General features: G+C 66.6%; 18 protein-coding genes. 9 read left to right on the top strand and 9 right to left on the bottom strand.

Annotation, left to right across the window (positions count from 1 at the left end):
• Positions 1–174 precede the first annotated feature (174 nt).
• From ACN2C7_RS09805 to ACN2C7_RS09780, 6 genes are all read left to right on the top strand, one after another.
• Positions 175–1,677 (top strand): flavin-containing monooxygenase, encoded by a 1,503-nt coding sequence (locus ACN2C7_RS09805; RefSeq protein ID WP_419321343.1) that lies wholly within the window; start codon positions 175–177, stop codon positions 1,675–1,677.
• Between the two features lie 154 nt (positions 1,678–1,831).
• Entirely contained in the window at positions 1,832–2,281 is a 450-nt protein-coding gene (locus ACN2C7_RS09800) for a DUF2147 domain-containing protein (RefSeq protein ID WP_419321341.1), read from the top strand.
• 62 nt (positions 2,282–2,343) lie between these two features.
• Positions 2,344–3,345: a porphobilinogen synthase gene (hemB, locus tag ACN2C7_RS09795; RefSeq protein ID WP_419321339.1), complete on the top strand. Its 1,002-nt coding sequence runs from the start codon at positions 2,344–2,346 to the stop codon at positions 3,343–3,345.
• Positions 3,345–4,211 (top strand): AraC family transcriptional regulator, encoded by an 867-nt coding sequence (locus ACN2C7_RS09790; RefSeq protein ID WP_419321337.1) that lies wholly within the window; start codon positions 3,345–3,347, stop codon positions 4,209–4,211. The genes hemB and ACN2C7_RS09790 overlap by 1 nt, the downstream gene beginning before the upstream one ends.
• Positions 4,212–4,240: 29 nt before the next feature.
• The gene (locus ACN2C7_RS09785; RefSeq protein ID WP_419321336.1) at positions 4,241–5,323 is read left to right on the top strand and encodes a serine hydrolase domain-containing protein; all 1,083 of its coding nucleotides are present in this window, start codon (positions 4,241–4,243) and stop codon (positions 5,321–5,323) included.
• Positions 5,324–5,358: 35 nt separating this feature from the next.
• Positions 5,359–5,742: an NUDIX hydrolase gene (locus ACN2C7_RS09780; protein WP_419321334.1), complete on the top strand. Its 384-nt coding sequence runs from the start codon at positions 5,359–5,361 to the stop codon at positions 5,740–5,742.
• Here the strand turns inward: ACN2C7_RS09780 and ACN2C7_RS09775 are convergent.
• Entirely contained in the window at positions 5,739–6,353 is a 615-nt protein-coding gene (locus ACN2C7_RS09775; RefSeq protein WP_419321332.1) for a TetR family transcriptional regulator, read from the bottom strand. The genes ACN2C7_RS09780 and ACN2C7_RS09775 overlap by 4 nt on opposite strands.
• Positions 6,354–6,424: 71 nt before the next feature.
• Between ACN2C7_RS09775 and ACN2C7_RS09770 the strand changes: the two genes are divergently transcribed.
• Positions 6,425–7,273: a metal-dependent hydrolase gene (locus ACN2C7_RS09770; protein ID WP_419321330.1), complete on the top strand. Its 849-nt coding sequence runs from the start codon at positions 6,425–6,427 to the stop codon at positions 7,271–7,273.
• A gap of 180 nt (positions 7,274–7,453) precedes the next feature.
• Here ACN2C7_RS09770 and ACN2C7_RS09765 read toward each other — a convergent pair whose 3' ends face one another.
• Both ACN2C7_RS09765 and ACN2C7_RS09760 read right to left on the bottom strand, forming a co-directional pair.
• Positions 7,454–8,530, bottom strand: a complete 1,077-nt coding sequence (locus tag ACN2C7_RS09765; protein ID WP_419321328.1) for an alpha/beta fold hydrolase — start codon at positions 8,528–8,530, stop codon at positions 7,454–7,456.
• 3 nt (positions 8,531–8,533) lie between these two features.
• On the bottom strand, positions 8,534–9,388 hold the full coding sequence (locus ACN2C7_RS09760) for an NAD(P)-dependent oxidoreductase (RefSeq protein ID WP_419321326.1): 855 nt from the start codon (positions 9,386–9,388) through the stop codon (positions 8,534–8,536).
• Between the two features lie 114 nt (positions 9,389–9,502).
• Here ACN2C7_RS09760 and ACN2C7_RS09755 point away from each other — a divergent pair, with 114 nt between their 5' ends.
• Complete coding sequence (locus ACN2C7_RS09755) at positions 9,503–10,402, top strand: flagellar motor protein MotB (protein ID WP_419321324.1); 900 nt, start codon at positions 9,503–9,505, stop codon at positions 10,400–10,402.
• A gap of 101 nt (positions 10,403–10,503) precedes the next feature.
• Positions 10,504–11,346: an arginyltransferase gene (locus tag ACN2C7_RS09750; RefSeq protein ID WP_419321322.1), complete on the top strand. Its 843-nt coding sequence runs from the start codon at positions 10,504–10,506 to the stop codon at positions 11,344–11,346.
• A 3-nt stretch (positions 11,347–11,349) separates the two neighbouring features.
• Here ACN2C7_RS09750 and ACN2C7_RS09745 read toward each other — a convergent pair whose 3' ends face one another.
• From ACN2C7_RS09745 to ACN2C7_RS09720, 6 genes are all read right to left on the bottom strand, one after another.
• The gene (locus ACN2C7_RS09745) at positions 11,350–12,117 is read right to left on the bottom strand and encodes an SDR family NAD(P)-dependent oxidoreductase (protein WP_419255636.1); all 768 of its coding nucleotides are present in this window, start codon (positions 12,115–12,117) and stop codon (positions 11,350–11,352) included.
• Positions 12,118–12,129: 12 nt separating this feature from the next.
• Positions 12,130–13,071, bottom strand: a complete 942-nt coding sequence (locus ACN2C7_RS09740) for an NAD(P)H-dependent flavin oxidoreductase (protein WP_419321320.1) — start codon at positions 13,069–13,071, stop codon at positions 12,130–12,132.
• Positions 13,068–14,030 carry a quinone oxidoreductase family protein gene (locus ACN2C7_RS09735; RefSeq protein WP_419321318.1) on the bottom strand — a complete coding sequence of 321 codons (963 nt, stop codon included), beginning with the start codon at positions 14,028–14,030 and terminating at the stop codon, positions 13,068–13,070. Before ACN2C7_RS09735 ends, ACN2C7_RS09740 begins: the two co-directional genes overlap by 4 nt.
• Before the next feature lie 39 nt (positions 14,031–14,069).
• Positions 14,070–15,392 (bottom strand): serine hydrolase domain-containing protein, encoded by a 1,323-nt coding sequence (locus tag ACN2C7_RS09730; RefSeq protein ID WP_419321317.1) that lies wholly within the window; start codon positions 15,390–15,392, stop codon positions 14,070–14,072.
• Positions 15,393–15,505: 113 nt separating this feature from the next.
• Positions 15,506–15,796 (bottom strand): DUF1330 domain-containing protein, encoded by a 291-nt coding sequence (locus ACN2C7_RS09725; protein WP_419321315.1) that lies wholly within the window; start codon positions 15,794–15,796, stop codon positions 15,506–15,508.
• A gap of 27 nt (positions 15,797–15,823) precedes the next feature.
• A complete protein-coding gene (locus ACN2C7_RS09720) occupies positions 15,824–17,002 on the bottom strand; it encodes a saccharopine dehydrogenase family protein (RefSeq protein WP_419321313.1) in 1,179 nt (392 codons plus the stop codon).
• Positions 17,003–17,019: the final 17 nt, after the last annotated feature.

Below are 17,019 nucleotides of genomic sequence, written 5' to 3'. Positions count from 1 at the left end.
CGACGCGCACCCTGACTGCGCGCTCAGCACGCCTGTCGAAACAAGTCGCTTGATCCCGATCAAACCTCGCGGCAGCGTGTAGGTTTACTGCGTTCAGTTAGACGCCCGAAGAGGTGTCGACTTTGGCGAGGGCACGCGGCGGACCTCAACGTCCTCCGCCCAGGGAAGACGCGCATGACGGACACCTCCGCGCTCGAGAGAGCGCCGCAACACTCCTCGACCGAACATTTCGACGTGATCATCGTCGGCGCCGGCATATCCGGGGTCGGCGGGGCCTACCATCTGCGCCAGCAGCGGCCGGGCGCACGCTTCGTCGTCCTGGAAGCCCTGGGCGACTTCGGGGGCACCTGGCGCAGCCATACCTATCCCGGCATCCGCTCCGACAGCGACCTCTACACCTTCGGCTATCGCTTCAAGCCCTGGGTCGGGCCACCGATCGCCAGCGCCGCCGAGATCCTCAAATATATGGGCGAGGTGATCGAGGACAACGATCTGGCCCGCCACATCCGCTATGGCCACAAGATCACCCGCGCCAGCTGGTCCAGCCAGGACAAGCTGTGGACCCTGGAGGTCACCCGCAGCGACGGGGCGACCCAGCGCTTCACCACCAACTTCCTGTGGATGTGCCAGGGCTATTATCGCCAGCTGCAGGGCTACACGCCGCAATGGCCAGGCATGAGCGACTATACGGGCCAGATCATCCACCCGCAGGAATGGCCTGAAAACCTCGACTACAAGGGCAAAAGAGTCGTGGTCATCGGCTCGGGCGCAACCGCCGCGACCCTGGTGCCCGCCATCGCCGGGGACTGCGACCACGTTACACTGCTGCAGCGTTCGCCGACCTATTTCGTGCCCGGCCGCAACGAGAACGACCTGGCCAACACCCTGCGCGAACTGCAGATCGACGAGACCTGGATCCACGAGATCGTCCGTCGCAAGGCCCTGTTCGACCAGGAGATGTTCACCCATCGCGCCATCGCCGAGCCCGATGCCGTCAAGGCTGAACTGCTGGAGGGGGTAAAGGCCTTCCTGGGCGAAGACTTCGACATCGCCAAGCACTTCACCCCCCGCTACCGCCCGTGGCGCCAGCGGATCGCCTTCGTCCCCGACGGCGACCTGTTCCAGGGCATTGCCTCGGGCAAGGCCTCGGTGGTCACCGACGAGATCGAACGCTTCACCCCGACAGGCCTGTTGCTGAAGTCGGGTGAAACCCTCGACGCCGACATCATCATCACCGCCACGGGCTTCAACCTGAACGTCCTGGGCGACATCGACTTCGTCGTCGACGGCAAGCCCCTGAACTTCGCCGACACCGTCACCTATCGCGGCATGATGTTCACCGGCGTGCCCAACATGGTCTGGGTGTTCGGCTATTTCCGCGCCAGCTGGACCCTGCGCGCCGACCTGATCGCCGACTTCGTCTGCCGCCTGCTGGCCCACATGGACGAAAGGGGCGCCAAACAGATCGAGGTCGCCCTGCGGCCACAGGACAAGGACATGCCCCTGTCCGGCTGGATCGATCCGGAGAACTTCAATCCGGGCTATCTGATGCGCGGCATGCACCTGCTGCCCAAGGCCGGCGACAAGCCCGAATGGCGCCACACCCAGGACTACTGGGCGGAAAAGGACGCCCTGCCCGCCATCGATCTGGACGAGGCCAGCTTCGTCTATTCCTGAGTCTCCGACATGGCGGCGACGGTCGGGCTATTGTGATCTGACCGTCGCCGACGAAACCTGCTGTTACATGTCGTGACGTCACGTGGGACGCGCGCCCACTTGCTAATGTCTCGAGCTGGCCCCAACTCTGCGGGTCGCTGGAGGCGTCGACTAGATGCGTATCGTTAAACTCGCCATTGTTGCGGTCTCGGCGATCCTTGGCATGGCGCCGGTTTCGGCTCAGGCGGCCGACACGACGGGCACCTATGGCGTCTGGCGCAATCCCAAGAACAGCGTCCATCTCGAGATCAAGGACTGCGGAGAAACCGCCTGCGGCGTCGTGGTCTGGGCCAGCGAACGCGCCAAGGCGGACGCGCGCAAGGGCGGCTCGGCCAATCTGGTCGGCCTGCGGCTTTTGCGCGACTTCGCCCCCGACAAGAACGGCGCCTGGCGCGGCAGGGTTTTCGTGCCCGACCTGAACATGACCTTCTCGGGCGCCGCCGAGGTGCTGGACGCCAAGACCCTGCGCGCCAAGGGCTGCGTCCTGGGCGGCATTATCTGCAAGTCGCAGATCTGGACCCGGGTCGACGCCGCGTCGGTCATGGCGTCCTCGGTCACGCCCTAAGCGGCCCATTTGTGGATCGGAACGCCTTGCCTCGCGCGCCCGACCGCGCGAAACCCTAGGCCATGACCACGCCCCCGCTCGCCCCCTACCCCGCCACCCGCCTGCGCCGCGTTCGGCAGGCCGACTGGACCCGCCGCCTGGTCCGCGAGACCGAGGTGCGCCCCTCCGACCTGATCTGGTCGATGATCGTGCATGAAGGCGAAGGCGTGATCCCGGTGGCGTCGATGCCGGGCGTCGAGCGCCTAAGCGTCAAGGACGCCGCCAAGGCCGCCGTGCGGGCCCGTGACCTGGGCATCCCGGCCATCGCCATCTTCCCGCACATCGACGGGGCCCGGAAGGATGCGACCGGCTCGATCGCCGCCGATCCGAACGGCGTCATTCCCCGCGCCGTCAGAGCCATGAAGGACGCCGCCCCCGAGGTCGGCATCATGTGCGACGTGGCCCTGGACCCCTTCACCGACCACGGCCATGACGGCGTCGTTGAAGGCGGCAGGATCCTCAACGACCCGACCATCGAACGCCTGATCGAACAGGGTCTGATGCAGGCCGAGGCCGGGGCCGACATCCTGGCCCCGTCCGACATGATGGACGGCCGCATCGGCGCCCTGCGCGCCGCCCTGGAGGGCGCGAACTTCCAGGACACCCTGATCATGTCCTACGCCGCCAAATACGCCTCGGCCTTCTATGGCCCGTACCGCGACGCCATCGGCTCGGCCAAGCTCTCGGCAGGCCAGGGCGACAAGAAGACCTATCAGATGGACCCGGCCAACACCGAGGAAGCCATCCGCGAGGTCGCCCTCGACATCGCCGAGGGCGCCGACATGGTCATGGTCAAGCCGGGCATGCCCTATCTGGATATCTTGCGCCGCCTGGTCGACGAGTTCCGCATGCCCACCTACGCCTTCCAGGTGTCGGGCGAGTACGCGATGATCAAGGCCGCCGGCATGAACGGCTGGATCGACGAGGAGCGCGCCATCCTCGAAAGCCTGACCGCCTTCAAGCGGGCCGGCGCGGCCGGGATCATCAGCTATTTCGCGCCTTGGGCGGCGGAGAAGCTGGGCTAGTGACCCGCCCCGGACCCGCCTTCAGCCCGGGCCGGTTCTATGGCGCTGTCGCGGTGGAGCACCAGCTGGCCGACGCCCGTGTCGCGCATCTGGCCGCCACCACCCCGCCCGAAGCGGTGGCCGAGCACAGCCACGACGACGCCCATTTCGTGCTGGCCACACGCGGCCGTTACCTGACCACTGCCCACGGAGACGAGAGCGAGGGGCCGGTGCTGGTCTTCAACCCGCCAGGCGTCGTTCATCGCGACCGCTTCGAGGGCGTGGACGGCTGGTTCATGGCGATCAGTGTCGAAGCCGAAGCCTGGCGCGACCTGACCAGTCAGTCGGGCGCCGCCGTCGACGCCCTGCGCCTGAGATCACCCCGGGCGGTCGGCGCCGCCCTGCGCCTGACCCGCGCCGCACTGTCCCGCGACATCGAGCGGATCGACCTGGAGACCCACGCCCTGGCGCTAACGGCCGAGGCCATGATCCCGGCGCGCCGGGAAAGCCAGAAGCGACCGGCCTGGCTGGACATCGCCGAAAGCTTCCTCGCCGACAGCTTCGACCAGCCGATCGGCATCGCCGACATCGCCCGCGCCGCCGGCGTCCACCGCGTGCATCTGGCGCGCGGCTACCAGCGCTGGATGGGCGCCGCCCCGGGCGACCGGCTGCGGGCCCGTCGGCTGGAGCGGGCCGCCGACCTGTTGATCCACGGTCGCTCCGGCATCGGCGAGATCGCCCTACAGGCCGGCTTCTGCGATCAGAGCCATCTGAACCGGCAATTCCGCGCCGCCTATGGCGTGACGCCCGGCGAGTTCGCGCGGCTTTGCGGCCGTCGCCGCCCAGATGTTTCCGCTGTCCAAGACGAGGCGCGCGAAGCGAGCTAACCGGGAGCTCAAGCGTAGGAGTACCCGTTTTGAAGCCTGTTTTGATCGCCGCCGCCCTGTTGCTGGCCGCGCCCCTTCCCGTCCTCGCCGCCGACAAGGACTGGCCGACCGCACCACCGGCCGCCGAGGGTCTTTCCGCCGACCGGCTGGAGGCTATGTCGGCCGCGATCCGGAAGGGCGATTTCCAGCAGATCACCAGCGTCCTGATCGCCCGCCACGGCAAGCTGGTCTCGGAATCCTACTATGATGACGGCGGGGCCGACGCCCGCCGTAACACGCGCTCGGCCACCAAGACGGTTACCGGCATGCTGGCCGGGGCCGCGATCGCCCGCAGCAAGCTGCCCGGCGTCACGGCGCCGATCCTGCCCTATCTGAAGGACCTGTCGCCGCTCGAGAACCCCGATCCGCGCAAGGCGAAGATCACGGTCGAGGATCTGCTGACCATGAGCTCGCTGCTCGAATGCGACGACGAGAACCAGTTCTCGCGCGGCAACGAGGAGCGCATGTATCTGATTGAGGACTGGCCGAAATTCTATCTCGACCTGCCGATCCGGGGCTTTCCGGCCTGGGCGCCCAAGCCTGCGGACGCCCCCTATGGCCGCAGCTTCAGCTACTGCACCGCCGGGGTCACCACGCTGGGCGCGGTGGTCCAGAGCGCGGTGAAGACGCCCCTGCCCGCCTTCGCCAACGCGGCGCTGTTTGGCCCGCTGGGCATCGAGAAGCCGGAGTGGCAGTACTCCCCCACCGGCCTGGCCCAGGGCGGCGGCGGCCTTGGCCTGACCAGCCGCGACCTGCTGAAACTCGGACAGCTCTACGCCAATGGCGGGCGCTGGAACGGCCAGCAGATCCTACCCGAAGCCTGGGTGAAGGCGTCCATCACGCCGCACGCCGAGGCGAGGCCCGGGACCGACTACGGCTATCTCTGGTGGCTGCAGACCTTTGCCGGTCACAAGGCCTGGCTGATGAACGGCAGTGGCGGCAACAAGGTGATCGTCATCCAGGATCTTGACCTGGTGGTGGTGATCACCACCACCAACTACAACGTCCGAAACTCTCACGGGATTTCCGACAAGCTGCTGGTCGAGCACGTGCTGGCGGCGATCGGCGGCTAAGGACAGCCATCTCCGCGCTTGCTAAGGCTGGGTCCATGACCCAGCCGACCATCGACATCGTCACCGCCGTCATTCGTGATGCGGACGGCCGGATGCTGGTGGTCCGCAAGCGCGGCACGGCGATCTTCATGAAGCCCGGCGGCAAGCGCGAGCCGGGCGAGGATGATCTGACGGCCCTGGCCCGCGAACTCGACGAAGAGCTGGGCTGCCGGCTGGTCGAGGCCACGCTGCTGGGACGGTTCGAGGCGCCGGCCGCCAATGAGCCGGACCATCGCGTTCGCGCGGCCACCTATCTGGCCAGGGTCGAGGGCGAAATCGCGGTGCGCGCCGAGATCGAGGAGATGGCGTGGATCGACATCACTGATCCGGGCGAGATCCGTCTGGCGCCGCTGATGCGGGTGGTGCTGGCGGCCCTCTAGGCGCCGCGCGCCGCCGCGTCCAGTCGCGCCTGCAGAATGCCCAGGGCCACTTCCCGCGCCCGGCCCGGCGGCTTACCCAGCAGCTCGCCCAGCGGCGCGCCGAACAGACCCACTCCCAGGGCGTAGGTGACGCAGCCCAGGATGAAGTCGCCCATCACCTCGGCCGAGACGCCTTCGATATGGCTGATGCGCGCATCGATCACCTCCTGAACCGCGCCCCGGACGCCCGTCATCCGAGACGCCTCGCCGGTCAGCGCCAGCCAGGCGGCCAAACGCGCCGCGCCCTGGGCCTCAAAGGCGTCGAACAGGGCCAGCATGCCTGCGCCGGCAAAGGCCGCGCCCTGCCCCTCCGCCACGGTGATGGACAGAACATCGTCGACCAACTGCCGGATCATCCGCTCCATCAGGGCGGTCTGAACGCCGTCAATCGAGCCGAAATGGTGCAGCACGGTGGCGTTGGCCACGCCGGCGCCCTTGGCCACCTCGGCCAACTTGAGATCCTGCGGTCCGGAAGCCAGCAGGATCGCCTCGGCGGCGGCCAGGATGTTGGCGCGCGACGCCTCAGGCGAACGGCGGTGCCGGGTGCGGCAATCAGAATTCGCTATTGACATTTTTGTCGGTAAGGCCAATCTGCAACGAGGCTTGCAACGACAAGCCCTATCCCGAGGCAGGATTGAACGCTATGGCCACGCCACGCACCACACCCGAAGACGTCACCGTCACCCCGCGCGACCTGCATTTCGACACTCAGGCGGTCGGCAAGGGCGCTTGGCTGGGGGGCGATGTTGTGGGCACCGCAGTGTTCAATGCCCTGTCCCTGACCTTCCCCGATGGCGAGCGCCTGTTCATGGACGCCGTGCGCCACTATCGGCCCAAGCTGTCGGGCAAGCTGCTGGACGACGCCAAGGCCTTCATCACCCAGGAAGCCATTCACTCGCGCGAGCATGTGGCGATGAACGGCGGCCTCGACCGCGACCGCTATCCGGTGGCGGCGATTGAGGCGCAGGTGAAGGAGCGCACGGCCATGGTTCGCGGCCGCGGCCCGATGGCCATGCTGGGCGCGACCATCGCGCTGGAACACTTCACCTCGATGATGGCCGACTCGTTCATGCGCGAGGACGACCTGTTCAAGAACACTGATCCCGAAATGAAGCGCCTGTGGCAGTGGCATGCCCTGGAAGAGACCGAGCACAAGGCCGTGGCCTTCGACGTCTTCCAGGAAGTCACCAAAGGCTGGAAGCCGCTCGACCGCTACCGCCTGCGTGTCCGGGTGATGGTGCTGATCAGCATCATGTTCACCCGCAACATCACCATTTACGCCTCGGATCTGCTGGTCGCCGACGGCATGAAGCCCGGCGTCGCTCGCGCCAAGGTGCTGTGGTTCCTGTTCGGCACGCCCGGCCTCTTCCGCCGCTGCGCCAACGAATACTGGGCCTGGTACCGCCCGAGCTTCCATCCCTGGGACCACGACAACCGCGAGAGGTTGGCTGGCCTGCGCAACCAGTTCACGCCGGCTATGGCGGCGGAGTAGAGGCTACAAAAGGTTGTCATCCCGGACGAGCGCATAGCGCGAAGATTCGGGACCGACGCATGAACTCGGCGCTTGCAGCGGTCCCGGATCTGCACCCGGCGTTCGCCGGGCTTGTCCGGGATGACAACCGATTGTGGTCTCGCGGGGCAACCCTGCCGGCTTGAGTATCCTAGCGCCCGCCTACCGCTCGGTCGCCTTCAGGAACGCGGCCAGCCTGTCCTTCCAAAGCACCGCCCAGGTGTGGCTGCCGTGCCCCTTGGTTTTTTCGCTGATCGGCAGCAGCACGAACGTGCCGTTCTTCAGCCGCCTGGCCTGGGCCTCGGCCAGGCCTAGCTCCGGCGGATTGATGAAGTCGTCGGCCGAATTGATCCACAGCACCGGCGCGGTGATGTTCTCCAGCTTCGGCGACGGATCATAGGTGCGGGAAGCGCCGACGGCATAGATCAGGTCATTGGCGTCCAGCGGCGGCAGCCGGGCGGCGAAGTAGTCGTCCACGGCCTTGTCGGCGGCCTGCCGGGTCGGGCTGGCGATCTGGGCGGGCAGCGGCGAGAGGCCCGCCACCATCAGCAGGCCCAGCGCCGTGCGCAGGCCCGCCCTGGGTTGCTCGACATAGTCCCCGCCCTTCCAGGCCGGATCCAGCCTGATCGCGTCGATCAGCAGCTTGCGCCACATGCGGTTGCGGCCCGCGATCTCGTTGGGCAGGCAGGCGAACGGAGCCAGGGCGTCGGCGAAATCAGGATAGGTCTCGCCCCAGACAAAGCCGTGCATACAGCCCATCGACGTGCCCATCAGCAGCCGCAGCCGATCGACCTTCAGGCCCTGGGTCAGCAGCAGATGCTGGGCGGCGACCATGTCGTCATAATCATACTGCGGAAAACGCGCGTGCAGGCCGTCGCTGGGCTTGGACGACTTGCCGTGCCCGATGCCGTCCGGAAGGATCACATAGTATTTGGCCGGATCCAGCAGGCCGCCCGGGACCAGCAACTCGTCGGCGAACTGCGGGCTGAGGAACTGCTTGCCCGTGCCGCCGGTGCCATGCAGCACCATCACGGCGTTGGTCACCCGGCCGCTGGCATCGCGCTTGGGCTCGCCGAAGGTGGTGTAGTGCAGGCGCAGCTCCGGCAGCACCTCGCCCGAGCGAAACTTGAAGTCCCGCGTGACGAAGTCGCCCTCTTTGGGCGCGACGACCGGGGCGGCCATGGCGGCCGGAGCCAGGAGCGCGGCGAAGGCCGCCAGGGTGATCGCGAGCTTGCGCATGAACTACTTCTCCAACCGTGCGACGAGACTGGACGTATCCCAGCGATGGCCACCCATGGCCTGCACCTCGGCGTAGAACTGGTCGATCATTGCGGTGCTCTCCAGTTTTGCGCCATTGCGACCGGCTTCCTCGAGCGCGATGCCCAGATCCTTGCGCATCCAGTCGACCGCGAAGCCGAAGTCGAACTTGCCCTGCGCCATGGTCGCCCAGCGGTTTTCCATCTGCCAGGATTGGGCCGCGCCCTTGGAGATCGCCGCCAGCACGTCGTCGGTGGGCAGGCCGGCCCGCTTGGCGAAGTGCAGCGCCTCGGCCACGCCCTGGACCAGGCCGGCGATGGCGATCTGGTTGCACATCTTGGTCAGCTGTCCCGTACCCACCTCGCCCATGCGTCGGATGGCCTTGGCATAGGCGTTGATGACCGGCTCGATCCTGGCGAAGGCCGCCGCATCGCCGCCGGCCATGATCGTCAGCTGACCGTTCACAGCCCCGGCCTGGCCGCCAGAAACCGGCGCATCGATGAAGAAGCAGCCGCTTTGCGCAGCCAGCGCCGCCATCTCGCGGGCCACGGTGGCCGAGGTGGTGGTGTGGTCCACGATCACCGCGCCCTTGGACAGCGCAGGAAGCGCGCGCGCCACAACGCCGCGCACGTCGTCGTCATTGCCGACGCACAGGACGACCAGTTCGCAACCGGCGACAGCGTCCTCGATGGTCTCGAAGGCCGCGCCGCCGTGCTCGACCGCCCAGCGCCGGGCCTTGTCGGGGCTGCGATTGAAGACGGAAACCTCGTGGCCGGCGGCCTTAAGGTGACCCGCCATCGGGTAGCCCATCACGCCCAGGCCGATAAACGCCGTCTTCATGCGAAGCACTCCCTATGGAGCCTGCGATTTCGCCCGACAGCCTCCGCTTCGCAACCCCATCTTAACGTCCGCAGGGCAACTTCAGTTGAACAGGGTTAAGCAGGCTTAAGCACGATGGCCGTCAGCGGCGAACAGCCGATCATTATCAAGAAGGTCAAGAAGGTGGTCGGCGGCGGCCACCATGGCGGCGCGTGGAAAGTCGCCTACGCCGATTTCGTGACCGCGATGATGGCCTTCTTCCTGCTGATGTGGCTGCTGAACTCGACAAGTCCCGAACAAAAACAAGGTATTGCCGACTATTTCGCCCCGGCGAGCATCTCTTCGACCACCAGCGGCTCGGGTGGCATCCTCGGCGGCACCTCGCTCGGCGACGACGGCGCCAAGGCAGAGGGCAAGCTGTCGGTGGTCCAGCAAATGGCGCCTGAAGCTCCCGACCAAACCGACAAGGAAGGCCAGAGCTCGACGACCGCCAGCCTCGACTCGGCCAGCGAAGAGGCTCTTCGCGACGCCCTGGCCAAAAAAGAACAGGACAGCTTCGCCTCGGCGGCCCAGTCCCTGCGCCAGTCGCTGCAGGGAATGCCGGAACTGGCCGAGCTGTCCAAGCAGATCATGATCGACCAGACCCCCGAGGGGATGCGGATCCAGCTGATCGACCAGGAAGGCCGTTCGATGTTCAAGGAGAACTCGAAGGAGCCCAACGACCGGGCCCGGATCCTGCTGCGCGCTGTGGCCAAGATCGTCAACCAACTGCCCAACCGGGTCACGGTGTCCGGCCACACCAGCGCCAACGCCCTGGGCCGCAAGAGCGACAGCGACTGGGCCCTCTCGGCCACCCGCGCCGACGCCGCGCGCCTGGTGCTGCGCAACGCCGGGGTCGGTGATGACCGTATCTACCAGGTCTCGGGCAAGGCCAATTCCGAACCTCTCTATGCCGACGATCCTACTCTGGCCGGCAATCGACGCATTTCGATCGTCTTGTTGCGAGAAAAGCCGGTGCTGCCCGATGGGCTGTGACGGTAAGCCGCGCGAGGCTTCGGTGACGCTTGCGAAAACGGGCGGCATGCCGCCTAATCACATGACGGCCAAAGGCCGCTGAACAGGGGACGGGCGCTTTCGTGACGCAGCATTTTCCGACGCGACAGCTTCGGTTCTTCCTCACGGCGCCGACCCCCTGCCCCTACTTGCCGGGCCGGGAGGAGCGTAAGGTCTTTGCTCACCTCCCGCTGTCGGATGGCCCCACGGTCAATGACAGCCTGACCCAGGTCGGCTTCCGTCGTTCCCAGAACATCGCCTATCGGCCGGCCTGCGAGACCTGTCGCGCCTGCCAATCGGCCCGCTCGCCCGTCGCCGACTACGTCTTCTCGCGGTCCGAGCGGAAGGTGCTGGCCCGCAATGACGACCTGGAACGGCATCTGGTGGAATCCGAAGCGACGCTGGAGCAGTTCGAGCTCCTGCGGCGCTACCTGCTGACACGCCACGCTGACGGCGGCATGGCGGAGATGACCTGGCCAGACTATGTGGCGATGGTCGAGGACACGGCGGTCCGCACCCATCTGATCGAGTACCGCAGCCGCTCCTTGGATCGAGGCCCCGGCGACCTGATCGCCTGCGTGCTGGTGGACGTCCTCGCTGACGGCCTGTCACTGGTCTACAGCTTCTACGATCCGAACATGACCAAGCGCAGCCTGGGCTCGTTCATCATCCTGGATCACATGGTCCAGGCCCAGCAGACGGGCCTGCCCTATGTCTATCTCGGCTACTGGGTCCCCGGCAGCGAAAAGATGGCCTACAAGGCCCGCTTCTCGCCCCTGGAAATCCTCAAGCCCGGCGGCTGGGCCCTGATGTCGGCCCGCGAGCGTGGCGCGCGGTCACCCCGGGTCCTGAACCTGCTGCGCGAAGCCGAGGACAGCGAGCTGGACATGAGCGACGCCCAGCCCGCCATCCTGCACGATCTCTAGATCCTAGCGCGCGAAGCTGACGCCGCCGTCCACGGTGACGGCAGAACCCATCACATAGTCGCCGGCCCGCGAGGCCAGGAAGATCGCCGTGCCGGCCATGTCCTCGTCCGTGCCGATCCGGCCGGCCGGAATGGCTTTTGACACCGCTTCAGCGTGGTCGCGAGCGACCTTGTTCATGTCCGAGGCGAAGGCGCCGGGCGCGATGGCGCTGACGGCGATGTTCTCAGGCGCCAGACGCAGGGCCATGCGCTTGGTCAGGTGCAGAAGCCCGGCCTTGGACGCGCCGTAGGGATAGGTTTCCTCGCGGGCCACCGACTGGCCGTCGATCGAGCAGATGTTGATCACCTTGGCCACGCGGTCCTTGGCCGCCGCGCGCAGCGGGGCGATCAGGGCCTGGGTCAGGAAGAACGGGGTCTTCATGTTGAGGTCGACGACCTTGTCCCAGCCGCTCTCGGGGAACTCGTCGAACGCCGCGCCCCAGGCTGCGCCGGCGTTGTTGACCAGGATGTCGAGCTTGGGCTCGGCCTCAAGCAGGCGCTTGGTCAGGCCTTCGATGCCTTCCATCGTGGAAACGTCGCCCGGCAGCGAGATGCACTCGCCGTACTGGCTGAGCTCTTCAGCGGCGGCGTCGCAGGCGGCGGCCTTGCGGGCGGTGATATAGACGCGCTTGGCGCCATAGGTCAGGAAGCCCTTGGCGATCATCGCACCGATGCCGCGCGAGCCGCCGGTGACGACCGCGACGCGGCCTTCGAGCGAGAAGAGGTTGTTCATGGTCATGATCCTTTAGAAGCCGCGTGCGGCGGCCAGAGCGCCGAGACGCCCCGTGATGTCGTGGAACTGGGCGACGGTCTCGTCGATGATCTGTTTGGCTGTCTTGACCTCGTCGATCAGGCCGACGGTCTGACCGGCAAGGGCCGGAGCCGCCTCCATGTCGCCGCCGAAATAGACGCCGAGGATGCCCTTCAGGGCGTCGGGTGGCATCAGGCCTTCATCGTAGATGGTCTTGGTGCGCTCGGACTTCAGGGCGCGGATGCAGGGGCTGGACTTCTTGTTGAGGATCCAGGTGCCGGTCTCCTTGCCGCCCGTGATCGCGGCCTTGTAGTTCTCGTGCACCGGGCTCTCGGCCGAGCTGACGAAACGCGTGCCCATCTGGATCGCCTCGGCGCCCAGAGCGAACGCCGCAGCCATGCCGCGTCCGTCGCAGATGCCGCCGGCCGCAATCAGCGGCACGTCGACGCGGGCGCGAATGGCCTGCAGCAGGACCAGGGTCGACACTTCCTCGGGGTTCTTGAAGCCGCCGCCCTCGGCGCCCTCAACCACCAGGCCGTCAATGCCCGCCTCGGCGCATTTGACCGCCGCGTCGACCGTCGGCACGGCGTGATAGACGACGATGCCGGCGTCCTTCAGCGGGCCGATGAACTTGGCCGGGCTGCCGGCCGAGGTGGTGACGAACTTCACCCCGCTCTCGCAGACGAACTTCAGCATCGAGTCGTCGCGCAGGAACATGATGGGCAGGTTCACGCCGAACGGCAGGGCCGCCTCGGCCATCTTGCGGATCTCGGCCTTGCAGGTCTCGGTCTCGCCCGACGAGGTCTCGATGATGCCCAGCCCGCCGGCCCGCGACACGGCCGAGGCCAGCGGATAGCGCGCGATCCAGCCCATCGGGGCCTGGACGATGGGATATTTGGCCCCGGTATGGGCCAGGACGCGGTTTGTCTGGCTCATGGGATCAACAGCACGCGGCCGACGGCCTGGCGGCTCTCGATATAGGCGTGGGCGGCGGCGGCTTCCGAAAGGGGGAAGGTCTTGTCGATCAGCACCTGCAGTTCACCGCGCGCTGCTTCCTCGATCAGGGTCTGGATCAGGTCATGGACACGGTCGGTCATGATCTCGGCGCCCAGGAAGACGCCCGACAGCCGCCGGTTTCCGCCCATCAGAGACGAGACATCGACCTTCATCGGCTCGCGGCCGGCATTGCCGACCAGCGAGACCCGGCCGCGATAGGCCAGCGACAGAAGGCTCGACTGCAGGGTCGCGCCGCCGACCGGGTCGACCACCAGATCGACACCCTTGCCGCCGGTCAGCTTCATCACCTGTTCGACGGTGTCATCGCGGCTGTAATTGATCCCGTGGTCGAGGCCGAACACCTTCAGGCGCTCCAGACGCGCGTCACTGGAAGCGGTGGCCAGCACGGTCGCGCCGGCCCGCTTGGCCAGCTGGATGGCGGCGATGCCCAGAGCGCTGGCCCCGGCCTGGATCAGCACGGTCTCGCCGGCCTTCAGCTGGCCGTGACCAAACAGGCACTCATGGGCCGTGCCGAACGGCACCGGAATGGCCGAGGCCTTGAGGATGTCGAACCCTTCCGGGATCGGCCAGGCGTTGCGGGCCGGAACCGCGCGCAGTTCGGCGTGCGAGCCGAAGGCGTTCACAGTCACGACCTTCTGGCCGACCTTCAGGTGGGTGACGTCCGCGCCGACTTCGACGATCTCGCCGGCCGCCTGATAGCCCACGATGTGAGGGCTGCCCGCCATCGCCCCGCCGCCGCGGCTGAGGGTGTCGCCGCCCTCGATGCTGACGGCCTCGACCCGGATCACCACGCCCGAGGCATGGCAGACCGGATCGGCGACATCCTCATAGCGCAGCACGTCCGGCGAACCGGTTTGATAATAGACGGCGGCCTTCATGGCGCTCGCTCCCTGGTATTTTCTTGTTGTTTGACTGGGCTATTTCGAAGGGTCGACCAGCGCCTGATAGACCAGCTGCTGGCTGATATCGTCCAGATTGCGCAGGGCGGGATCGCCGTCCTTGTTGAGAATGTGGATCATGCCCAGAAAGAACAGGTCGTTCTTCGGGTCGATCCAGAACCAGGTGCCGGCCGCGCCGCCCCAGCTGATCGTGCCCTCGCCCGTCGGCGTGCCGGCTTTGGCCGGGTCGGTGATGACCATGAAGTCGAGACCAAAACCCTGACCGCGGCCATTCCGGAACGAGCCCTCCTGACCGGTCATGATGTTGTCGCCGAGGTGATTGCTGCCCATCAGCTTGATGGTGCTGGGCGACAGGATGCGCGCACCGTCCAGTTCACCGCCGTTGAGGATCATCTGCGAGAACCGGGCATAGTCGGCGCTGGTCGAGACCAGTCCGCCGCCGCCCGAGGCGACCACCGGCGGCTTGCTGATGTCCAGCACCATGAAGCCCTCAGCCGGGACCAGCTTCTGGACCTTGGGACCCCAGACATACATCGACGCCAGGCGATCAGCCTTGGCGGCCGGCAGATAGAAGCCGGTATCGATCATCTTCAGCGGCTCGAAGATGCGCGTGCGCATGAAGTCGGCCAGCGACATCCCCGATAGTTTCTCGACGAGGTAGCCTTGGATATCGACCGAGGCGCTGTACTTCCACTGCGCGCCGGGCTGACCAACCAGCGGCAAGGCGGCGATCTTGTCGATGAACTCCTGGCCCGTCTTGGCGCCCAGGACGCCGGTCGAGACATAGGCCTTGTCGACGGGGTTGTCCGGGACCAGGCCATAGGCGAAGCCCGCCGAGTGGCTCATGATCTCGCGCATGGTCGGCGGACGACTGGCGGCTTCGGTGATGAAGGTCCCGTCCGGGTTCTGCCCCTTGTAGACGCGCAGATTGGCGAACTCGGGGATATATTTGCTGACCGGATCGTCGAGGCGCCACTTGCCCTCCTCGAACAGCATCATCATCGCCACGCCGGTCACTGGCTTGGTCTGGCTGTAGATCCGGAAGATGGTGTCCTTGGTCATCGGCGGGCCATCGAAGCCCTTCTTGCCGTGGACTTCGAAGGCGACGACCTTGCCGTGGCGAACGACCATGGTGGTGACGCCCGGCAGATGGCCCTGATCGACGAGCGCCTGCATGCTGGCGTCGAGACGCTTCAGCCGCTCACTGGAGAAGCCGACGCTTTCAGGCGACGCGGGCGCGAGCGTGACCGACGGGCTGCTTTTGGGAGCCGCGAGAAGCGGCGCACCGAGCGCCAGATATCCGACCGCCAGAGCGGTCCCGATCAACCGACGTAAAGCCATTCCGTCTTTCCCCGAACACTTGTTTGAAGCGACCTTAGGGTGAATTCCGTCGCTTGCGCAGCCAGTTTTTCTCTAGGGACGCCACAACCGCAGCAGCCTTCTCGGCGATGGGCTCAATCGCATCCATCCACCAGCACCAGCTTGCTGTTGGTCGTCCTGTGACGCAGCTGAAAAAGCGGCTGAGCGTCCGGATCGGCGAGAAACGCCTGCGCCGCTTCGCGGGACGGAAACTCCAAGATGACCATACGCTCTGGCGCCCAGTCACCTTCAATGACCATCGGCGGATCTCCCCGCACGATGTATCGCCCGCCATGCAGGTCGATAAGCGCAGGGATTTCCGCGACATAGGGCATGAAGCCAGGAAAATCGTGCACCGAAAAATCCAGCACCAGATAAGCCTTCATCGTCGCCCCCGTCGGCCGCGACGCCCGCTATTCCACCGCGAAGGTCAGGCCCGCATTCGCCGCCAGCCGCGCCACCAGCTTGCCCTGCATGGCCGCGCCCGGCGTCCAGATGCCGCCCGCCACATCGGTCGCCTCGGTCACCAGGCAGATCGCCGACTCGGCGATCATCTTGGACGTCGAGCCATAGCCGGGGTCCTTGTCGCCCTTGACGCTGGCCCGCACCTGCCGGCCGTCAGCGGCGATGCCCAGGAACAGCACGTCATAGAAGCCCGTCTCGCGCTCTTCCTTGCTGGGCCCCTCGCCCGGCATGGGACCGCCTTCGCCGCCCAGGCCACCGCCTGAAGCGGCGATCATCTGGGCGATCTGCTCGCCCTGTTCGCCCGGCCCCGTCAGCATCATCTCGTCATAGACGAAGTCGGCGCCATAGGCCTGGCCCAGCAGGGCATTGGAGCGGTGCACGTTGCGGGTGTTGATCGCCGCCATCACGAACGGGGCGGCCCAGACGCCCAGGTCCTCGTCCAGCATCGGCTTGTTCCCCGATGGCTGGGCGGGCCCCTCAAAGCCGGGAACCAGGGCGAACGGGTTCTTGAGCAAGGCCACCAGCGAAGGATCGCGCGCCGCAGCGGCCATGGTCGCCTTCAGGCTGGCGGCGGTGCCGCCCGAGAAACCGCCCTTCATGCCGCGCACCCGGCCCTTCACGCGCGGAACCGGCCCGCCCAAGGTCTTGCCGGCTTCCTGCTGCAGGAACCAGACGCCCAGCTCAAACGGGATGGAGTCAAAGCCGCACGAGAACACGATCCGTGCGCCGGTCTTCTTCGCCGTCGCCTCATGCGCGTCGATCATCTGGCGCATCCAGGCCGGCTCGCCGCAAAGATCGAGATAGTCGGTCCCCGCCTCGGCGCAGGCCGCGACCAGAGCGTTGCCATAAAGCTGATAGGGGCCGACCGTGGTTAGCACGGCCTTGGTCCGACCGACCATGGCTTTCAGGGATTCGGCGTCGTCAGCGTCAGCGGTGACCAGCGGCGTCTCAGGGGGCGCGCCGATCTCGTCGCGGACTGCGGCCAGCTTTTCGAGGCTCCGCCCCGCCATCGCCCAGCGCACCTGCCCGCCGACGCCGTACTGCGCGGCCAGATACTCGGCCACCAGCCGGCCGGTGAAGCCGCTGGCGCCATAGACGATGATGTCGAATTCGGCTGTCGGGTTCATGCGAGCCTCCCTGATTT

It is taken from the genome of Caulobacter sp. ErkDOM-E (assembly GCF_048541895.1).
In the GTDB taxonomy this organism is placed as follows: domain Bacteria; phylum Pseudomonadota; class Alphaproteobacteria; order Caulobacterales; family Caulobacteraceae; genus Caulobacter.
Note: the sequence above shows the minus strand (reverse complement) of the source record. Positions and strands in the feature narration are given on the sequence as shown.